This window comes from Vulcanithermus mediatlanticus (assembly GCF_055385885.1).
This window is the reverse complement of record NZ_AP042385.1, coordinates 180,039-195,938: the sequence shown is the minus strand read 5'-3', so window position 1 is coordinate 195,938 and position 15,900 is coordinate 180,039. Positions and strand designations below refer to the sequence as shown.

Sequence of the window (15,900 nt, the reverse complement as noted above, 5' to 3'; positions counted from 1 at the left end):
TGAAAGGAGGGTGCTATGCACATCTATAAGCTCGTAGGTCGAAACGTCGAGGTCACCGAAGCCCTCAAGAATTATCTGGAAAAAAAGCTCGATCGCCTCGAGCGCTACTTCGATCACATTCAGGACGCCAAGGTGGTCCTTTCCCTGGCCGGAAGCCCGCATGTGGAGCAAAGGGCCAAGGTGGAGATCCAGCTCAACGTTCCCGGGGGATTGATCCGGGTCGAGGAAACTGACCCGGATATGTACGCCGCCATCGACCGCTCGGTAGAGGTCCTCGAGAAGCAGGTCAAGCGCTTCAAGGGGCGCCTGATGGGCAAGCGCCACAGCGGTCGTGTGCCGCCCCCTGCGGTCGAGGAAGCTCCCGAGGAGCCCTTTGAGCCGGAGATCGTACGGGTCAAGCGCTTCGAGATGAAGCCGATGACTCCGGAGGATGCCGCCATCCAGATGGAGGCCCTCGGGCACAGCTTTTTCGTGTTCAAAAACTCCGATACCGACAAGATCAACGTGATCTACCGCCGCAAGGACGGCAACTACGGCTTGATCGAGCCGCGTTAAAACCCCGCTGTGGCTTTCGCCACGGCGGGAGCCGCGGAAACATGCAAACCACCGCCAATCTCGCATCGTCGGGTTGAAATCGGCGGGGCCAAAAGCCCCGCCACGGTGGTTTTGCCGGTCAGTAATAGGGTTCGGGGTCGACGTAGTTGAAGGTGTCGTTCTTCCAGACCGCCACTCGGAACCACAACACGTTGGGGGGGATCAATGCCCCGCCGCCAAGGTAGCCGATGATTTCACCCTGCTCGACGCGATCCCCGGTTTTTACCAGCGGCTCCTGAAGGTTGACGTACTGGGTGAAGAGGGTCTCCGAGTGCTGGATCATTACCGTCCATCCCACGTTGCCATAGTAGAGGGTGGCGAAGACCTGCCCCCCCGCCGCGGCCCTGACCGCGGCGGCGGCTTTGGGGGCCTCGATCCACTCGAAATCCTGGGCGTTTTCGCCGTACTTTTGGGCGATTCGCCCGCCATCGACCGGAAAGAGGAGCTCTCCGACCAGCACGCGAGGAACCCGCGTTTTTTTCTGGGCCGCTTGGCGACGCTGCGCCTCGATCCGCGACTTGAGGCTCGCGATCTCTTTTTCCAGGGCCGCCTGGGTGCGCACGAGCTCGCTCAGCTTGAGGCGTTTGGCCTTTTTGTTCTTTTCCAGGACCTTGATCTTTTGCTGGACCTCGGCCTTCTTCTTGGCCACGGCCGCGCGTTTTTGACGCAGGACGGCCTCGTCGTGGGCGAGCCGGTCAAGGAGCGCCTGGCGCTTTTTTGCTTCCTGATGGAGGGCTTCGGTCAGCGCGACGACCTCGCGCGCCAGTTCGAGATCGGCCTGACCGAGGGTGGCGAGCCAGCGGCTGCGCACCGCGAGCTCGGTAAAGGAGCGGGCCTTGAGGAGTGGCAGGTAGCGGCCGGCCCGCTTTTCCCAAAGCGAGACCATGAGGCGGGAGAGCTGCCTTTTCAGGGTTTCCAGGCGGGCGGTCTCCCGGTCGATTTTGGCCTCGAGGGCCGAAAGTGCCCGGCGGTTCTCTTCGATGCGTACCAGGGTGGCGTGGCGCGCCCTTTCCAGCTCGCCCAGCTCGCGTGAGAGGCGTTCGAGGTCCGAGAGCAAGGCCTTGCTTTGCTGGTCGAGGTTCGCGAGTTCGCGCCTTAAGGCTTCGGCCTGGGCGGCCCGCTGGGCGCGGAGGGCCTCGGCGCGGCGGAGCTGGGTTTCGAGGTCGGCGGTGCCGAGCGCGGGCAGCAGGAAGAGGAGGAGCACCAGCAGCCAGCGTATCGGCGTGGTGGGGGAAAGGCGGGGTTGGCGATTCATCTTCACCCCTCGACTTCCTTGAGGTGGGCCCGGCTCGAAAGCCAGCCGCCGACGACGCCCAGGAATGCCGCCAGGGCCAGGAGGGCCTCGGCGGCGATGAGCAGGTCGCTCGGTCCCAGGATGGGCAGGAAGGGAAAGAGCGCCTGAAGGTTTTGGCTCAGGTAGCGGTAGGCCAAAATCCCGACCGCCAGCGAGACCAGCGCCGCGACCAGGGTGAGCAGGAGCCCTTCCAGGACGAAGGGCGCGAGGACCATGCCCCGGGTGGCGCCGACCAGCTGCATGACCTCGAGCTCTTCCCTTCGGTTTTCGATCGAGAGGCGGATGGTCCCCATGACGCTGAAGAAGGTGTTCAGGATGAGCAGCAGGATGAGGGCGATGGCACCGCTTCGGACCGTCCGCGAAATCTGAAGCAGCTTGAGGGTGAACGCCCCGCCGTATTCGACGTCATCAACGCCGGCCAGGTCGGCGAGACGGCGGGCGACCTCGCCGACCGCCTGTGGGTTTTTGAGCCGCAGGATGAGGGTGTCGGGGAGGGGGTTGGCCACCAGCTCGCTGGCCTCGCGAAGGTAGGGGTAAGCCTCCTTGAGGGTTTTGAGAGCCTGGGCTTTGTCGATGAGCCTGACCTCGGCCACCTCGGGCCAGCCGCGGACCTCATCGAGGAGGACGCTGGCACTGGTCCCCGGCGAGAGGAAGGCCGCGACCTCGAGCTCGCCTTCGGCGGCGCCGATGGCGCGGTCGAGGTTCCAAAGCGCCATGCCGGCGATGAAGAGCAGCGTGAAGGAGACGGTGGCGGTGGTGAGGGTGGCGAGCGAACTCACCGGGTGACGAAAGAGGGCGAGCACAGCTTCGCGGAAGGCGTACACGTTGAAAGTCTACCCAACGCGGGGCACCCAGACCCTGCTTTGCCCCGGGGATATGCTGGTTGTGTGCAGGTGCGGCAGGTCATTCTCCTCACCGCCCTGGTGACCTATCTGGTGCCTTTGGTGGTGGGGCTGTGGTTGGTGGCGTTTCGCGAAGTGGGGAGTCTCGCCCGAATCTACTACCGCCACCACTATCTCTTCGACCTCGGATTCACCGCTCTGGCCTCGGTGGGAACGGGGCTTGCTGCGTATTTCTTGCTTCGCAGCATGCTCGCCCCCTGGCTTCGGCTGGAGGCGCAGCTCGGGGCCCTCATTGAAGGCCGGGGCCGGCTGGAGCCGGTGGGCGATGCGCACGCCGACCGAATCGTCAATAAGATCAACGAACTCCTCAGTCTGCAGCGCGATGTGCAGGCCCTCGAGGAGCTCACCAAGAACACCGTGGCCCAGGCCTTGCATGACGGTGCGGTCCAGAGCCTGATCGCCGCCCGCTGGGCGTTGCGGCAGGGGCGGATCGAGGCGGTCGAGGCAGCGATTCAGGAGGCCGAACGCGCCATTCGCTCCGGGATCGCCCAGCTCTCGCCGCCCGAGCTCACCCACCTCCCCCTGAGCGAGGCGATCGTGACGCTGGCCCGCCGAATGGGGCTTGAGGTCGAGGTCTTGGAAGACGGCGTTTTCTCTGAAGCCGAGCGGGCTGAGATCTACCGAATCGTCCGCCACGCCATGGAAAACGCCCGACGCCACGGCGGGGCGAGCCGGGTGTGGGTGCAGCTCTCGGTGGCCGACGAGGTGACGGTGGTGGTCGCGGACGACGGCCGCGGGCTCCCCGAGCCCTTCGAGGAGGGGCAGGGGCTTGGTATTCTGAGGGCGCGCATGCGAATGCGTGGAGGCCGGCTCACGCTTTCAGCCTCGGAGCAGGGCGGAGCCCGTCTCGAGGCCCGGTGGCCGGCGGAAGGGAAGACGGATGCGGGTGCTGATCGTTGAAGACCATGCCCTGGTCAGGGAGGGCATTTCGCGACTGCTCCAAGAATCGTTCCCCGGCGTGGTGGTGCGGGCAGTGGCACGCGCGGAGGAAGCCAAACCGCACCTGGCCTGGGCCGAACGCGTTCTCCTCGATCTCTCGCTGCCTGGGAAGCCCGGGCTGGCCTTCTTGGCCGAGATTGCGGAGACCTATCCCGATCTGCCGGTGATCGTGCTCACCGCCTACGATGAACCCGCCTTCCGTAGCCGGGCCGAGGAGCTCGGCGCCTCCGCCTTTCTTTCCAAGAACGAGCCGCCCGAGCGCCTCATTCAGGCTTTAAACGGCCTTTTGCCTTTCGAGGGGCCCCGGGTCGACCGGCTCTCGCCGACCGAGCGCGAGGTGCTCTTGCTCTTGGGGCAGGGGCTTTCCAACCTCGAGGTCGCCAGGCGGCTCGGCGTTGAGGAAAAGACCGTCTACACCCACCGCCGTCACCTGATGTACAAGCTCGGACTCAAAAACGCCAGCGAACTCATTCGCTTCGCCGCTTTGTACCACGCCGGAATGGTCGGAAACGGCTAAGTGAGCGCCTACGAGCTTTTCAACATACCGGTGCAAGGCTGAAAGTCGAACCCGTTCTTCGAGCCCCTGCCGTGGTGAAAGCGACGCCAGGGTGCTTCAAAGAGCAGCCCGAGTGTGGCATCGGGGCGAGGGCCGCGACCTTGGCGCCGCCAGCGCAGCGTGATGAGCGCCACGGCGGGGGCCTTTTAGGGCAGCGCAAACAACGGTGAATCGGTGCCAGTTTGCCAAAAGGTTCACACTTCGCCGACAGACGATGACTCGGCCTCGGCCAGCAGCTGCGCCGCGTGCCGCAGGGCTTCCTGACTGTAATTCCCGGAGAGCATGCGTGCGAGTTCGCGGACTCTGGCCTCGCCCTCCAGCCTTTCCACCACGGCCTTGCCGTCCTTTTTCGTGACCCGAAAGTGGGTGTGGGCGAGGGCCGCGATCTGGGGAAGGTGGGTAACCACGATCACCTGGTGCCGCCGGGCCAGACGCGCCAGCCGCTCGGCCACGGCCCGTGCCGCCTCACCGCCGATTCCGGCGTCAACCTCGTCGAAGACCACGGTTTCGGCCTCCAGGCCGGTGACCAGCAGCAGGGCCAGCATGGTGCGGGAGAGCTCGCCTCCGGAGGCGGCTTTCTCCAGCGGCGCCGGTGGCAGCTTGGGGTTGGCTTTGAGGGCAAAGTGTACCTGTTCAAGGCCAAAGGGACCGGGGGCATCGAGTGGCGAAAGCTCGACCACGAGGCGGGCCTCGGGCATGCCGAGCTCGGTCAGCTCCCTGCCGACTTCGGCCTCGAGGCGCGCTTTGGCCTCTTGCCGGGCCCGTGTGAGCGCCGCGGCAGCCGCTTCGAGTCGGGCTTGGGCCCGTTTCAATTCGGTCTCGGTCGCCTCGAGGCGAACCTCCGCCTCCTCGAGCGAGTCGAGGGTTTTCTTAGCGTTCTCGAGGTAAGCGAGAACCTCCTCGACGGTATCACCGTATTTTCGCTTGAGCCTTTCGTAGAGGGCGAGGCGGCTCTCGATCGCTTCCAGACGCCCGGGTTCGGCCTCAAGCCCGAGCAGGCGGTCCTCGATCTCGCGGGCCAGCGCCCCAAGGACGTCTTCGCTCTGGGCGAGCTCTTCCGCCAGCGGGGCGAGGGCTTCGTCGTAGCGAGCGGCGGCGGCGAGCTCGGCTGCGGCCCGCCCCACGGCGCCCAGGGCATCGACCTCCCCGGTCAGGTATCGAAGGGCGCTGCCGAGGCGCAGGCGAAGGGTTTCGAGGTGAGCCAGGCGCTGGCGCTCGGCTTTGAGCTCGGCCTCTTCCTCGACCGAAAGTGCCGCTTCGGAAAGCTCGGCGATCTGGAAGCGCAAGAGGTCGAGCTTTTGCGCCCGTTCCCGGGCCGCTTCCTTGAGCCGCCTGGCTTCCTCCAGAAGCGTCCGGTAATGGCCATAGGCTGCCCGGTACTCCGAGAGAACGCCCCCTGGCAACAGGGCGTCGAGGCGCTGGCGGTGGACCTGGGGCCGGGTGAGCGACTGGGCAGCGTGCTGGGCGTGGAGGGCCATGTGCTCGCCCACGGCCTGGGCCAGCTCGTCCAGGGTCACCACTTCGCCGTCGATCCTGGGCGTGCTCCGCTTGCCGATGCGCCGCCCGTAGGGCCGGCCATTGAACCAGGCCACGACCGTGGCCGCCTCGGCGCCGGGCCGGATCATCGCGGTTTCGGCCCTGGCTCCGAGGAGCAGGGAGAGCGCGTCCACCAGCAGCGATTTGCCGGCCCCGGTTTCGCCGGTGAGCACGTTGAGCCCCGGCGAGGGCTCGATCTCGGCCGATTCGATGACGGCGAGGTTCCTCACCTCGAGGCGTTCGAGCATCTTCGGCCCGAGTATACAGCGCTTATTCTGGGGGCGAATCCCCAAGCAGGTCCTGGCGGAAGAGAACGACCACCGCTATGGCCATGGCCCGTTCGTGACTGATCGAGACTTGGGCCTTGAGGCCGCTTTCGGACCAGGTTTTCGCGAGCGGACCGCGGAAGACGAGCCTCGGCTTGCCTTCCCGGATCACCAGGCCCACTTCGGTGATCCGCGCCGGCAAGGGAAACGCCTTCACGAAGGCCTCTTTGGCCGCAAATCGCGCCGCTAAACCGGGAGAGGGATCCCGCTGCGCGAGGGGCCGGGCCAGCTCCTCGGGAAAGAAAATCCGTTTGAGAAAGCGCGTCCCGTAGCGCGCGTAGAGGTGGCGGATCCGGTCCACCTCGACCAGGTCAACGCCCACCCCTGCGATCATGGCAGTTTGTCCGGTGGCGAGGTCTCTACTTCGTAGCCGGCTTCTTCGAGCGTGCGGATGGCGAGTGGGAGATAACTCTCGCGCACGAGGATGTAGTCGGTCTCAAAAGCGGAGTAGGCGAAGATGCTCACCCCGACCTCAGCCAGGATGCTTCCCACTCGCCCCAAGACGCCGATCATCTCGATCGGGAGCGGACCGACGAAAGCCAGGGCGCGAAACGGCCCCTCGGCGTTCACCCCTTCGGGGACGAGGGATTCGGGAACGACGACGGAGCGATGGCCATCCACCTGCACCAACGCAAAGAACGGCGCTTCGAGGGCCCCTTGGGGGAGGGTCTCGACCTCGGCGAGGAGCAGGCGATGGGGCAGGAGAACGAGCTTCATGAACGCATGATATAGGATGCTTGGCGTGGAGTTTCCCGGGGCCTTCCTCAAGCGTATGGCCGGACTTTTGGGCCCGGCGGAGTTCGACGCTTTCCTAAAAAGCCTGACCGAGGGGGAGGCGGCGCGCGGGTTGCGCTTGAATCTGGCCAAGCTCTCCCCCCACGAGTGGGCCAAGCGTTCGCCCTGGCCGCTTGAGCCTGTGCCCTGGTGTCCTTTTGGTTATTATTACCCGCACGAAGCGCGCCCCGGTCCACACCCCTATTTCTTCGCCGGCCTCTATTACATCCAGGAGCCCTCGGCCATGGCGGTGGGCGAGGTGTTGGCGCCGACCCCCGGGGAACGCGTGATCGATCTGGCGGCGGCGCCGGGGGGAAAGACCACCCATCTCGCGACGCGGATGGAAGGCCAGGGGCTTTTGGTCGCCAACGAGGTGGACGGCAAGCGCATTCGGGGGCTTTTGGACAACGTCGAGCGCTGGGGGGCGAGGCTTGCCGTGGTATCGGCGCCGGTCGCGCGTTTGGCCTCGGCCTGGGGGGCTTTTTTCGACCGGGTCTTGCTCGACGCCCCGTGTTCCGGGGAAGGGATGATGCGGCGGGATCCACAAGTTCGCGCCCACTGGGGACCCGGGGCTCCGGGCCGGATGCGGCGCGTCCAGGAGGGGCTGCTCGAGGCCGCAGCCCGGCTGGTCCGCCCAGGCGGGGTGCTGGTCTACGCCACCTGCACCTTTGCCCCGGAAGAAAACGAGGGGGTGATCGCCGGGTTTTTGCGTCGAAATCCGGAGTTCGACGTCCAGGAGGCCAAAGTCCACCCGAGCTTCGCGCCGGGGGTACCGGAATGGGGTGGGGGCGATCGGCGCCTGGCCCAGACCGCCCGGCTCTGGCCGCACCGTTTGCGGGGCGAGGGGCACTACATCGCCAGGCTGGTCCGCCTCGAGGGCAGCCCGGGGACCCCTTCCCACCACCTGCCCCCGCCGCCCAAAAAGGTGGCCCTGCGGGAGCTTGAACGCTTCTGGTCCAACCACGTGGGCCGGCCCCTGCCTGAGATCCTGTGGGAACGCGACGGTCATTTCTATCAGCTTCCGGATGGGCTGCCGGAGCTCAAAGGGATCCGGGCTCCGGCGCCGGGGCTCTACCTGGGCGTTGCCAAAAAGGGGCGCTTCGTGCCGTCTCGCGCCCTTGCCCTGGCGCTCGACGCGGCAGATGCCGGACCGCGGATTGAGCTTTCGTCCCATGACCCCCGATCGCTCAAGTTCGCCCTCGGCGAGCCGGTCGAGGTCAGGGGCGATGCCGGCTGGCACCTCGTCACCACCGACGGCTTTCCCCTTGGCTGGGGCTACTTGAAGGGTGGCGTTCTTCGGGCCAAGCATGCCCGCCTATAGGGTCTCGGTTGCCACGATGCCCTCTTCGGTCACCAGAACCTTCACCGGAACGTCCCAAGGGTCCCGGGGCAGCTCAGGGAGCAGGAGGCGGCTGGGAACGAGCCCCACGGTGAGCACGCCTTCAGGCAGGCGCATCAGAAAGCGGTCATAAAACCCTTTCCCATGACCGAGGCGGTGGCCTGTTCTGTCGTAGGCCAGGGCGGGGACGATCACCGCCTCGAGGTCTTGGGGTGCAACCGGCGTCTGGCGGGCTGGGGGCTCGAGGACGCCAAACGGACCGCGTTCGAGCGGTTCGCGGTAGGGGAGGGCCACGATCTCGTCGCCCGTGATTCGGGGCAGGAAAAACGCCGCCGCCAGCGTGCGTCGGAGCGGGGTGGGGTCGAGCTCGCCCGGCAGGGGGTGATAGATGAGGATGCGATGCTTTCCCGACAAAAGACGGGTGAGGTGGGGGAGGGCCTGCCGGGAAAGACGGGCCGTGTCGAGCTCCTTGCGCAGCCGTTTGGCCCAGAGGCGCAGTTCGCGCTTGGTCATCGCCACGCTGATCACTATAGCGGCGCAACGCCTCCAGCGCCCTGCCCGGTGGGGGCAGGGGGGTTTCTTGACGCTTTTAGCGCGAGAGTGTCAAAATGCTTACTGCTATGCCGGTGTACGTGTACAAGGGGCTGGAAACGGGAGAGTATTACGAGTTCGAGCAAAGCTTCCATGACGAGCCGCTCAGCGCGCACCCCGAGACCGGCGAACCCCTCAAACGCGTGATTCAGCCGCCGGCCATCATTTTCAAGGGCTCCGGCTGGCACACGACCGATTACCGGAAGTCGGGGGAGAAGAAGTCAGAGGATTCGTCCGCGAGCAAAGACAAAGACTGAGCCCGCGTAGGCGTACCTTACCGCGGGTCCGGCGTGCCGGACCCGCGGTTTTTCTCTTGCGGGGTTAGGCTGTGGGTATGAGACTCATCGTCCTGGCCAACCGCGAGCCGGTTCGAAGGGTCGCCGGTGGCTGGCAGGTCTCGGTTGGCGGGTTGGCCGCGGCGCTCTACCCGGCGCTCCGCGTCCGGGGAGGCACCTGGGTGGCCTGGGACCCGGGAGGCGAGGGCGGCACCGTGGTGGTGGACGGACTCCGCGTCGTTCGGGTGCCCCTTTTTCCCCGTGAAGTGGCCATGTATTACGGGGGGATGGCCAACCGCTCGCTGTGGCCGCTGGCCCACGGTTTTCTGGAGAAGTTCGAGTGGAAGCGGGCCTGGTGGTCGGCTTACGAAGCGGTCAACCGGCGTTTTTCCGAGGCCGCCCTGGATGAGGGCGACGGGGTGTTCTGGGTCCACGACTACCACCTTTCCCTCGTGCCCCGGATGATTCGCGAGCGGCGAGCCGGCGTCAGGATTGGCTTTTTCTGGCACATACCCTGGTCCTCCCTCGATATCTTCTCGGCCCTGCCCGCCGCGGCGGCGGTGATTGAAGGCATTCTCGGCTCGGACCTGGTCGGTTTTCACACCCCCGACGACGTGCGTCACTTCCAGGAAGCGGCGGCGGCGCTCCTTGGCGCTGAGGTGGGTGACGGTTTTGTCCGGCACCAGGGACGGACGGTTCGGGTGATGGCGCACCCGATCGGGATCGACACCGAGGAGGCCAGGAGGCTTCGCCAGGCGGCGGCGCCGAAGGCCCGCGCCATCCGAGAGGCCGCGGGAGGCCGGCTGATCCTGGTCGGCGCCGACCGGCTCGACTACACCAAGGGCATTGTTGAGCGGCTGGAAGGCTTCTCGCGCTTTCTCGCCCGCTATCCCCGTTTTCGGGAGCGGGTGCGACTTTTTCAGCTCACCACCCCGAGCCGGACTTCGCTCCCCGCGTATCGCGAGCTCAAAAAGGCGATCTTTGCCCAGGTGAAGGCGATCTCGCGGCGATTTCCGGGGGCGCTGGTACATCGCTATGAGACCCTCGGGCGCGATGACCTTTTCGCCTATTACCGCGCGGCCGACGCCGCCCTGGTGACGCCGCTCCGCGACGGCATGAACCTGGTGGTGCAGGAATACGTTGTGGGCGGGGCGGGCTTGCCCCTTTTGAGTCGGTTCGCGGGGGCAGCCCGCTACTTTCCAGAAGCGGTCATGGTGAACCCTTACGACACCGAGGGACTCGCCGAGGCCATCTTCGAGGCACTCTCGCTCGCTCCCGAGGATCGGGACGATCGCCGCTCGGCCCTGGTGGCCCGGGCCCAGGCCCTCGACGTCAACCGCTGGCGCGACGCCTTCGTCGGTGCCCTGGTCGGGGAGGGGCGATGACGCCGCCCCGGGTGGAAAGTCCGGTGTTTCTCCTCGACTACGATGGGACGCTGGTGCCGATTGCGCCGCGGCCCGAGCTGGCCAGACCCCCGCGGGCGGTGCTTGACCTCCTGGATCGCTTGAACCGACGCCACCCGCTCTATATCGTGAGCGGCCGCCGGGTCAAGGACCTCGAGGCCCTCCTCGGTCGCTGCGGGCTGCGGGTCTTCGGCGTGCACGGGATGGAAGAGGGGGAGATCTGCGGCGGGGTGCGCCCTTTGGTGGATGAAAAGGTGCTCGCCGCCCTCGAGGCCCTCCGGCAGGCTTTGCCCCGGGTGCCGGGGGTTCGGGTCGAGGACAAGGCGTCGGCGATCGCGTTCCATTACCGCGGCGCTCCCGACGAGGCCGCCGCCCTCGAGGCGCTTCGTGCCTGGGCGCGGGGGCTGCCCGATTCACTCGAGGTGCTGGAAGGGAAGAAGGTGCTCGAGGTTCGGCCAAAGGGCTTCGGTAAGGGCCGGGCGGCGCGCCTGATCGCCTCACGGCACCCCCAGCACACGCCGGTGATCATCGGTGACGACGCGACCGACGAGGAGATGTTTGCTGCCCTTTCCCGGGCGGTGACGGTGAAGGTTGGTCCGGGGGCGAGCCGGGCTCGCTACCGCCTGCCGGATCCCGAGTCGGTATGGCGGTATTTACGCCAGCACCTCGAGAACCACGAAGACCAGCATGCCGAGGCTGATGAGGACGTTGGCCTGGAAAAAGGCGACGTCGACCTTTGAGAGGTCGTTGGGCTTGACCAGCCGGTGCTCGAAGAGGAGGACGACCCCGGTGTAGAGCACCCCAGCGAGGTAAAACGGGCCCAGCTTGGCCAGCAGGCCGGTGAGCAGGAAGAAGAGCCAGGCCAGGAGGTGCGTGGCCCGGGCGATCTGGAGCGCGCGGGGAATGCCAAAGCGGGCGGGGATGGCATGGATGCCGTGTGCTCGGTCGAAGGCTTCGTCCTGGGTGGCGTAGAGGATATCGAACCCGGCGATCCAAAGGCCGACGGCGGCCCAAAGGGTGTAGGTCGGGGCGCTGAACTCACCGGTCACCGCGATCCATCCGCCGGCCGCCGCCGCCCCGATCACCAGGCCGAGCCAGTAGTGGCAGGTCCAGGTGAAACGCTTGGTGTAGGAGTAGAAGGTGAGGAAAAAGACAGCGACCGGTAAGAGGCGCGCAGTGAGGGGGTTGAGGTTGAACGCCGCCAGGGTCAAGAGCAAAAGCCCCACCGCCGATAAGGCCAGGACTTCGCCGGGTTTCACCAGCCCCCGGGGAAGGTGGCGGTTCCGGGTGCGGGGGTTTAAGGCGTCGATGCGCCAGTCGATGAGCCGGTTCAGGGCCATGGCCGCGCTGCGGGCCCCGACCATCGCCAGCGTGATCCAGAAGAAGACCGGCCACCCCGGCCAGCCCTCGGCGGCGATCAGCATGCCCACGTAGGCAAAGGGCAGGGCGAAGATGGTGTGTTCGAAGCGAATCAGTTCGAGGTAGGTCCTGAGTCTGGCCGTCATCGGTCCCGTCAGCCGCGGCGGATCTCGAGGATGCGGTTGTTCTCGTCAACGAGGACGACGGTTGGTTCGATCTGTTTGGCCTCCTCTTCGTCGAAGAGGCCGTAGGCCACGATGATCACCAGGTCCCCGGGCTGGACGAGCCTCGCCGCGGCGCCGTTCATGCCGATGATGCCCGAGTCGCGGGGTCCGGGCAGGGCGTAGGTTGAAAGTCGGGCGCCGTTGGTGATGTCGTAGACCTCGACCTGCTCGTAGGGGAGGATGCCTGCGGCCTCGAGCAGGGTCTGGTCAATCGTGATCGAGCCCACGTAGTTAAGGTCGGCCTGGGTGACCGTGGCCCGGTGGATCTTGGCGAAAAACATCGTTCGCTTCACGGCCCCACATCTTACACCGTCTCCGGAGCTTGGGGGAGGGTGGCGCTGACAAAGAGGGTCTTCGCCTGGGTGTAGGTCACCGTCCCCGGCGGGGCCTTTTTGACCTTGTGGACGTATTTCCGGCGCGTATAGTCCACGGGGGCGTTTTGTTCGCCCCGGGCCCTCGAGTGGTAAGCGGCCAGGCGGGCGGCGAAGATGAGGCTCTCGAGCGGGGGCGACTTGCCTTGGGTGCGGAGGATGACGTGGGCCCCCGGGATGCCCTGGGCGTGGAACCACAGGTCGTCGGGTCTGGCCAGGCGCAGGAGGGCTTCGTTCTCGCGGGCGTTGCGCCCGACCAGGACCTCGAAGCCGCCGGGGGCGCGGTGGCGGGCACCGATCACCGGCGGTTGCTGTCTGAACGCTTTCAGGCGCTTTCGGAGCACGTTCGGCGGCGCTTCGCGGAGGGCTTCGATCTCCGCCTCGATACGCTTGAGGTTTTCTTCGGTGACCTTGAGTAGCGTTTTGGCCCGCTTGGCCGCCGCCACCTTCTTCTTGGCCTTGGCAAAGTAGGCCTGGGCGTTTTCGACCGGGGTTTTCTTGGGGTCGAGCTCGACCTTCACCGTTTTGCCCTCGGCGTAGTCATCCAGCATCACTTCGCGGCTTTTGGGCGGGATTTGGTGGGCGTAGGCCAGGATGAGCTCTCCCAGATGTTTCAGGCGGGCCGCTTCCCTTTCCTGGGCCAGGTTTTCGAGGTGGTCCTGGCGGCGCTTTTCAAGGGTTCGCCGCTCCTTCTCCAGGGCAGCGAGCAGGGGGCGCCTCAGGGCTTCGGCGGCTTCTTCGCTAAAGGCCCGGGTGACGCTTGCTTCTTCGTCGGCATGAAAGGGGTCCAAGACCAGTTCGCCAAGCGCCTCGACGAGTTTTGGCAACGAGGCTTCGTCGACCGTTTGCTCGATCGGGATGCCGGCGAGGTCCGCCAGACGGCGGGTGAGTCGGGGACCGAGGCCATCGACCAGGCCGATGATCTTTTTAAGGGGTTGGCCGACGAGCGGTCGCAAGGCTTCGGCGGTGATTCGACGGGGATCGAGCTTTTCGTAAGGGGGTGGTGGGGTGTAGGCGTGGCCGGGAAGAAGCTCGCGGTAGCGGTTGTGCTTTTTGGTGACCGGGCGGTCGATGGCGATGATCTTTCCCTCCCGGCTGGTGAGGATGAGGTTTGCGTTTCGCCCGGTCAGCTCGACGATCACCCGGACCGGCGGGGCTTCGACGAACCCCTTTTCCCCCTCGAAGTCGAGGAAGACCACGCGATCGAGCTTGTGTTGCTCGATGCGCATGAGACGGCCCCGGGCGTGGCTTTGTAAGGCGCGTTGGATGGGGGTTATGGGGGCGCCCCCCTCGACCTTTCGGCCCAGTGACAGGCTGGGTTCCGGAGGCTGGTAGTGGATCGCGAGATCGCCGGTGGGGAGCCTGAGCACGGCGGTTCCCGGACCCGGGAATGCCCACCCCCGCGTGGGCAGGGGGGTCGGGGGGAGTTTGGCCAAGATCGCGGCGATTTGAAGGCCTTCCATGACTTACCCTGCCTCCTGGTCGGCTCCTCGGGCGAGCTTCCTCAGCTGCACCAGGAAAGCGGTGTGCCCGATCTGGCGGAAGGCGGGATGGGCGACCGGGGGGCGCACGTCCCATTCCCGATGCCCGACCTCGATCACCCGCTGCAAGAGGAAGGGGAGGGCCTTTTCCCGGACCGCCCGGACGAGCTCGACCACCTGGGTGATGTTCGGCAGGTAGAGCACCGCCGAGCGGTCGGGCTTGAGCGATGGGGCCAGGTGGGCGATGACTTTCCACGGCTCCATGAGGTCGAGCGCGATGCCGTCAAAAGCGCCTTCGGGCAGTTCGGCCTCCCCCACGTCGCCGAGGAAAAAACGGACGTTGGAGGCGCCCCAGGCGGCCACGTTTTGCTCGGCGCGTTCCTTAAACGCCGGCCGGGTTTCAAAGGTCCAGACCTCGCCCTGTGGGCCCACCGCGCGGGCGAGGAAAAGGGTCAGGCCGCCGGACCCGGTGCCGGCCTCGAGGACCCGCATCCCCGGACCTAGGTCGAGCATCATGACCAGCGCGGCGGCGTCTTTGGGGTAGGTAACGGTGGCCCCCCGCTTCATGAGGAGGACGTATTCCTCGAGCGTGGGGCGGTGGACCCAGAGCGGTTCGCCCTGGTGGGTGTGCACGATGCCACCGGGCCCGGCGACGACGATGGCCTGATGATCCACCGCACCTTTGTGGTGGAAAAACCGCCCCCCCTCCTGGAGCCGGATCAGGTAACGCCGTCCTTTGGCATCGCGCAAAAGGACGAGGTCTCCGTGTTGAAAGGTCCGCGTTTCGATCGCACCCCCCTCTCTGAGGCACTTTAGAGCTTGACGAACTCGAGCACCTCGAGGACGAAGATCACCGCGCCGCCAATGAGGATCTCCCCGCCCTCCCCGGCGCTCTCGGCGGGGGTGAAGGTTCTGCCGGTGCTCTTTTCGACGATGAGCGACTTCACCTCTTCGATCCGCTCCTTTTCGACGCCGATGAGGAATACGGTCGCGGGCATGGCAAGGAAGCCGCCCTTGGCCTCGATCCGGGTCGATTGGATGGCCCGTTCGGAGAGCGCGCGAGCAATTTCGTTCGCGTCTTCGGTATGGACGATGGCAACGAGAAGCCTCAAGGCGGTGCCTCCCTTAGCCGGCTTGGGCGTCCGCGAGCACCTGGAGCAGGGTGCTGTGAATGTGGCCGTTGGTCGCGACCAGCTCGGGGGTCCCGAGCCGGTAGGGCTGGCCCTGGATGTTGCTCACGCGGCCCCCCGCTTCCTCGACCAGCAGGATGCCCGCCGCCACGTCCCAGGGGTTGAGTTTCATTTCCCAAAAGCCGTCGATGCGCCCCGCCGCGACGTAGGCGAGGTCGAGGGCCGCGGCCCCCGGCCGGCGGACCGGGACGCCGTGGGCGAGAACCCGGCGAAAATACTCGACGGCGAGGGGCACCCGATCGACGTCGTAGGGGAAGCCGGTGGCCAGGAGCGACCGTTTGAATTCGTGGGTTTTTGAAACCCGGAGGCGGGCACCGTTCAAAAAGGCGCCCCGGCCGCGGATGGCGGCAAAGAGCTCGTCGTGCACCGAGTCGAGGACGACGCCGAGCACGATCTCGCCTTGGTATTCGAGCGCTACGCTCACCGCGTAGAAGGGAAAACCGTGGGCGAAGTTGACGGTGCCGTCGAGGGGATCGACGATCCAGCGGAAGGCGCTCTTCCCCTTGGCGCCGTCCTCCTCGCCCAAAAAGGCGTGGTCGGGGTGTTTGCCGAGGAGAAAGTTGCGGATGGTGGCCTCGGCTTCCCGGTCGGCTTCGGTGACCAGATCGCTGATCACGGTTTTGCTCGAGGTGGCAAACCCTTTGGCCTGGTAATAACGGTGGACCCCCTGGCCCAGGCGAGCTGCGTGGATGGCGTCCTCGAGGAGCCCTTCGGTGTCCATGCCCCGAATATACGCTGAATCGAAC

At 66.1% G+C, this 15,900-nt stretch carries 19 protein-coding genes; 7 read left to right on the top strand and 12 right to left on the bottom strand.

Going from position 1 to position 15,900, the window contains the following annotated elements; translation table 11 throughout:
• Positions 1–15: 15 nt before the first annotated feature.
• On the top strand, positions 16–555 hold the full coding sequence (gene hpf / locus ACZ5BT_RS01890; protein WP_464884943.1) for a ribosome hibernation-promoting factor, HPF/YfiA family: 540 nt from the start codon (positions 16–18) through the stop codon (positions 553–555).
• A 118-nt stretch (positions 556–673) separates the two neighbouring features.
• Here hpf and ACZ5BT_RS01885 read toward each other — a convergent pair whose 3' ends face one another.
• Both ACZ5BT_RS01885 and ACZ5BT_RS01880 read right to left on the bottom strand, forming a co-directional pair.
• Positions 674–1,849 (bottom strand): murein hydrolase activator EnvC family protein, encoded by a 1,176-nt coding sequence (locus tag ACZ5BT_RS01885; RefSeq protein ID WP_464884942.1) that lies wholly within the window; start codon positions 1,847–1,849, stop codon positions 674–676.
• Between the two features lie 2 nt (positions 1,850–1,851).
• A complete protein-coding gene (locus tag ACZ5BT_RS01880; protein ID WP_464884941.1) occupies positions 1,852–2,712 on the bottom strand; it encodes a cell division protein FtsX in 861 nt (286 codons plus the stop codon).
• A 63-nt stretch (positions 2,713–2,775) separates the two neighbouring features.
• Between ACZ5BT_RS01880 and ACZ5BT_RS01875 the strand changes: the two genes are divergently transcribed.
• The gene (locus tag ACZ5BT_RS01875) at positions 2,776–3,690 is read left to right on the top strand and encodes a sensor histidine kinase (RefSeq protein WP_464884940.1); all 915 of its coding nucleotides are present in this window, start codon (positions 2,776–2,778) and stop codon (positions 3,688–3,690) included.
• Positions 3,671–4,246, top strand: a complete 576-nt coding sequence (locus ACZ5BT_RS01870) for a response regulator transcription factor (protein WP_464884939.1) — start codon at positions 3,671–3,673, stop codon at positions 4,244–4,246. Before ACZ5BT_RS01875 ends, ACZ5BT_RS01870 begins: the two co-directional genes overlap by 20 nt.
• A gap of 233 nt (positions 4,247–4,479) precedes the next feature.
• Here ACZ5BT_RS01870 and ACZ5BT_RS01865 read toward each other — a convergent pair whose 3' ends face one another.
• The 3 genes from ACZ5BT_RS01865 to ACZ5BT_RS01855 are packed head-to-tail and all read right to left on the bottom strand — an operon-like array spanning position 4,480 to position 6,864.
• Positions 4,480–6,069 (bottom strand): DNA repair protein RecN, encoded by a 1,590-nt coding sequence (locus ACZ5BT_RS01865; RefSeq protein WP_464884938.1) that lies wholly within the window; start codon positions 6,067–6,069, stop codon positions 4,480–4,482.
• 22 nt (positions 6,070–6,091) lie between these two features.
• The gene (locus tag ACZ5BT_RS01860) at positions 6,092–6,469 is read right to left on the bottom strand and encodes a holo-ACP synthase (protein WP_464884937.1); all 378 of its coding nucleotides are present in this window, start codon (positions 6,467–6,469) and stop codon (positions 6,092–6,094) included.
• Positions 6,470–6,477: 8 nt separating this feature from the next.
• Positions 6,478–6,864, bottom strand: a complete 387-nt coding sequence (locus ACZ5BT_RS01855; RefSeq protein WP_464884936.1) for an ACT domain-containing protein — start codon at positions 6,862–6,864, stop codon at positions 6,478–6,480.
• A 16-nt stretch (positions 6,865–6,880) separates the two neighbouring features.
• Here ACZ5BT_RS01855 and rsmF point away from each other — a divergent pair, with 16 nt between their 5' ends.
• Complete coding sequence (rsmF, locus tag ACZ5BT_RS01850; RefSeq protein WP_464884935.1) at positions 6,881–8,242, top strand: 16S rRNA (cytosine(1407)-C(5))-methyltransferase RsmF; 1,362 nt, start codon at positions 6,881–6,883, stop codon at positions 8,240–8,242.
• On the opposite strand, the gene ACZ5BT_RS01845 is transcribed toward rsmF, so the two are convergent.
• Entirely contained in the window at positions 8,237–8,773 is a 537-nt protein-coding gene (locus ACZ5BT_RS01845; RefSeq protein ID WP_464885745.1) for a 5-formyltetrahydrofolate cyclo-ligase, read from the bottom strand. The two genes, rsmF and ACZ5BT_RS01845, sit on opposite strands and share 6 nt — an antisense overlap.
• Before the next feature lie 107 nt (positions 8,774–8,880).
• Between ACZ5BT_RS01845 and ACZ5BT_RS01840 the strand changes: the two genes are divergently transcribed.
• From ACZ5BT_RS01840 to otsB, 3 genes are all read left to right on the top strand, one after another.
• Complete coding sequence (locus ACZ5BT_RS01840) at positions 8,881–9,108, top strand: FmdB family zinc ribbon protein (RefSeq protein ID WP_464884934.1); 228 nt, start codon at positions 8,881–8,883, stop codon at positions 9,106–9,108.
• Positions 9,109–9,185: 77 nt separating this feature from the next.
• On the top strand, positions 9,186–10,511 hold the full coding sequence (locus ACZ5BT_RS01835) for an alpha,alpha-trehalose-phosphate synthase (UDP-forming) (RefSeq protein WP_464884933.1): 1,326 nt from the start codon (positions 9,186–9,188) through the stop codon (positions 10,509–10,511).
• Entirely contained in the window at positions 10,508–11,269 is a 762-nt protein-coding gene (otsB, locus tag ACZ5BT_RS01830) for a trehalose-phosphatase (RefSeq protein WP_464884932.1), read from the top strand. Before ACZ5BT_RS01835 ends, otsB begins: the two co-directional genes overlap by 4 nt.
• On the opposite strand, the gene mqnP is transcribed toward otsB, so the two are convergent.
• Genes mqnP through ACZ5BT_RS01800 form a run of 6 tightly spaced genes read right to left on the bottom strand, consistent with a single transcriptional unit; the run spans position 11,183 to position 15,875 of the window.
• On the bottom strand, positions 11,183–12,034 hold the full coding sequence (gene mqnP, locus ACZ5BT_RS01825; protein WP_464884931.1) for a menaquinone biosynthesis prenyltransferase MqnP: 852 nt from the start codon (positions 12,032–12,034) through the stop codon (positions 11,183–11,185). The genes otsB and mqnP overlap by 87 nt on opposite strands.
• 8 nt (positions 12,035–12,042) lie before the next feature.
• Entirely contained in the window at positions 12,043–12,393 is a 351-nt protein-coding gene (panD, locus tag ACZ5BT_RS01820) for an aspartate 1-decarboxylase (protein ID WP_464885744.1), read from the bottom strand.
• A 23-nt stretch (positions 12,394–12,416) separates the two neighbouring features.
• Positions 12,417–13,946, bottom strand: coding sequence for an Rqc2 family fibronectin-binding protein (locus ACZ5BT_RS01815; protein ID WP_464884930.1), 1,530 nt, complete (start codon positions 13,944–13,946; stop codon positions 12,417–12,419).
• Between the two features lie 3 nt (positions 13,947–13,949).
• Positions 13,950–14,753: a tRNA (adenine-N1)-methyltransferase gene (locus ACZ5BT_RS01810; protein ID WP_464885743.1), complete on the bottom strand. Its 804-nt coding sequence runs from the start codon at positions 14,751–14,753 to the stop codon at positions 13,950–13,952.
• 23 nt (positions 14,754–14,776) lie between these two features.
• Positions 14,777–15,076, bottom strand: a complete 300-nt coding sequence (locus ACZ5BT_RS01805; protein ID WP_464884929.1) for a cyclic-di-AMP receptor — start codon at positions 15,074–15,076, stop codon at positions 14,777–14,779.
• A 13-nt stretch (positions 15,077–15,089) separates the two neighbouring features.
• Positions 15,090–15,875, bottom strand: a complete 786-nt coding sequence (locus tag ACZ5BT_RS01800) for an inositol monophosphatase family protein (protein ID WP_464884928.1) — start codon at positions 15,873–15,875, stop codon at positions 15,090–15,092.
• Positions 15,876–15,900 lie beyond the last annotated feature (25 nt).

Coding starts and splice junctions, on each gene's coding strand:
- hpf (WP_464884943.1), top strand. CDS start 16: ATGCACATCTATAAGCTCGTAGGTCGAAACGTCGAGGTCACCGAAGCC.
- ACZ5BT_RS01885 (WP_464884942.1), bottom strand. CDS start 1,849: ATGAATCGCCAACCCCGCCTTTCCCCCACCACGCCGATACGCTGGCTG.
- ACZ5BT_RS01870 (WP_464884939.1), top strand. CDS start 3,671: ATGCGGGTGCTGATCGTTGAAGACCATGCCCTGGTCAGGGAGGGCATT.
- ACZ5BT_RS01865 (WP_464884938.1), bottom strand. CDS start 6,069: ATGCTCGAACGCCTCGAGGTGAGGAACCTCGCCGTCATCGAATCGGCC.
- ACZ5BT_RS01855 (WP_464884936.1), bottom strand. CDS start 6,864: ATGAAGCTCGTTCTCCTGCCCCATCGCCTGCTCCTCGCCGAGGTCGAG.
- rsmF (WP_464884935.1), top strand. CDS start 6,881: ATGCTTGGCGTGGAGTTTCCCGGGGCCTTCCTCAAGCGTATGGCCGGA.
- ACZ5BT_RS01845 (WP_464885745.1), bottom strand. CDS start 8,773: ATGACCAAGCGCGAACTGCGCCTCTGGGCCAAACGGCTGCGCAAGGAG.
- ACZ5BT_RS01840 (WP_464884934.1), top strand. CDS start 8,881: ATGCCGGTGTACGTGTACAAGGGGCTGGAAACGGGAGAGTATTACGAG.
- ACZ5BT_RS01835 (WP_464884933.1), top strand. CDS start 9,186: ATGAGACTCATCGTCCTGGCCAACCGCGAGCCGGTTCGAAGGGTCGCC.
- otsB (WP_464884932.1), top strand. CDS start 10,508: ATGACGCCGCCCCGGGTGGAAAGTCCGGTGTTTCTCCTCGACTACGAT.
- mqnP (WP_464884931.1), bottom strand. CDS start 12,034: ATGACGGCCAGACTCAGGACCTACCTCGAACTGATTCGCTTCGAACAC.
- panD (WP_464885744.1), bottom strand. CDS start 12,393: ATGTTTTTCGCCAAGATCCACCGGGCCACGGTCACCCAGGCCGACCTT.
- ACZ5BT_RS01815 (WP_464884930.1), bottom strand. CDS start 13,946: ATGGAAGGCCTTCAAATCGCCGCGATCTTGGCCAAACTCCCCCCGACC.
- ACZ5BT_RS01800 (WP_464884928.1), bottom strand. CDS start 15,875: ATGGACACCGAAGGGCTCCTCGAGGACGCCATCCACGCAGCTCGCCTG.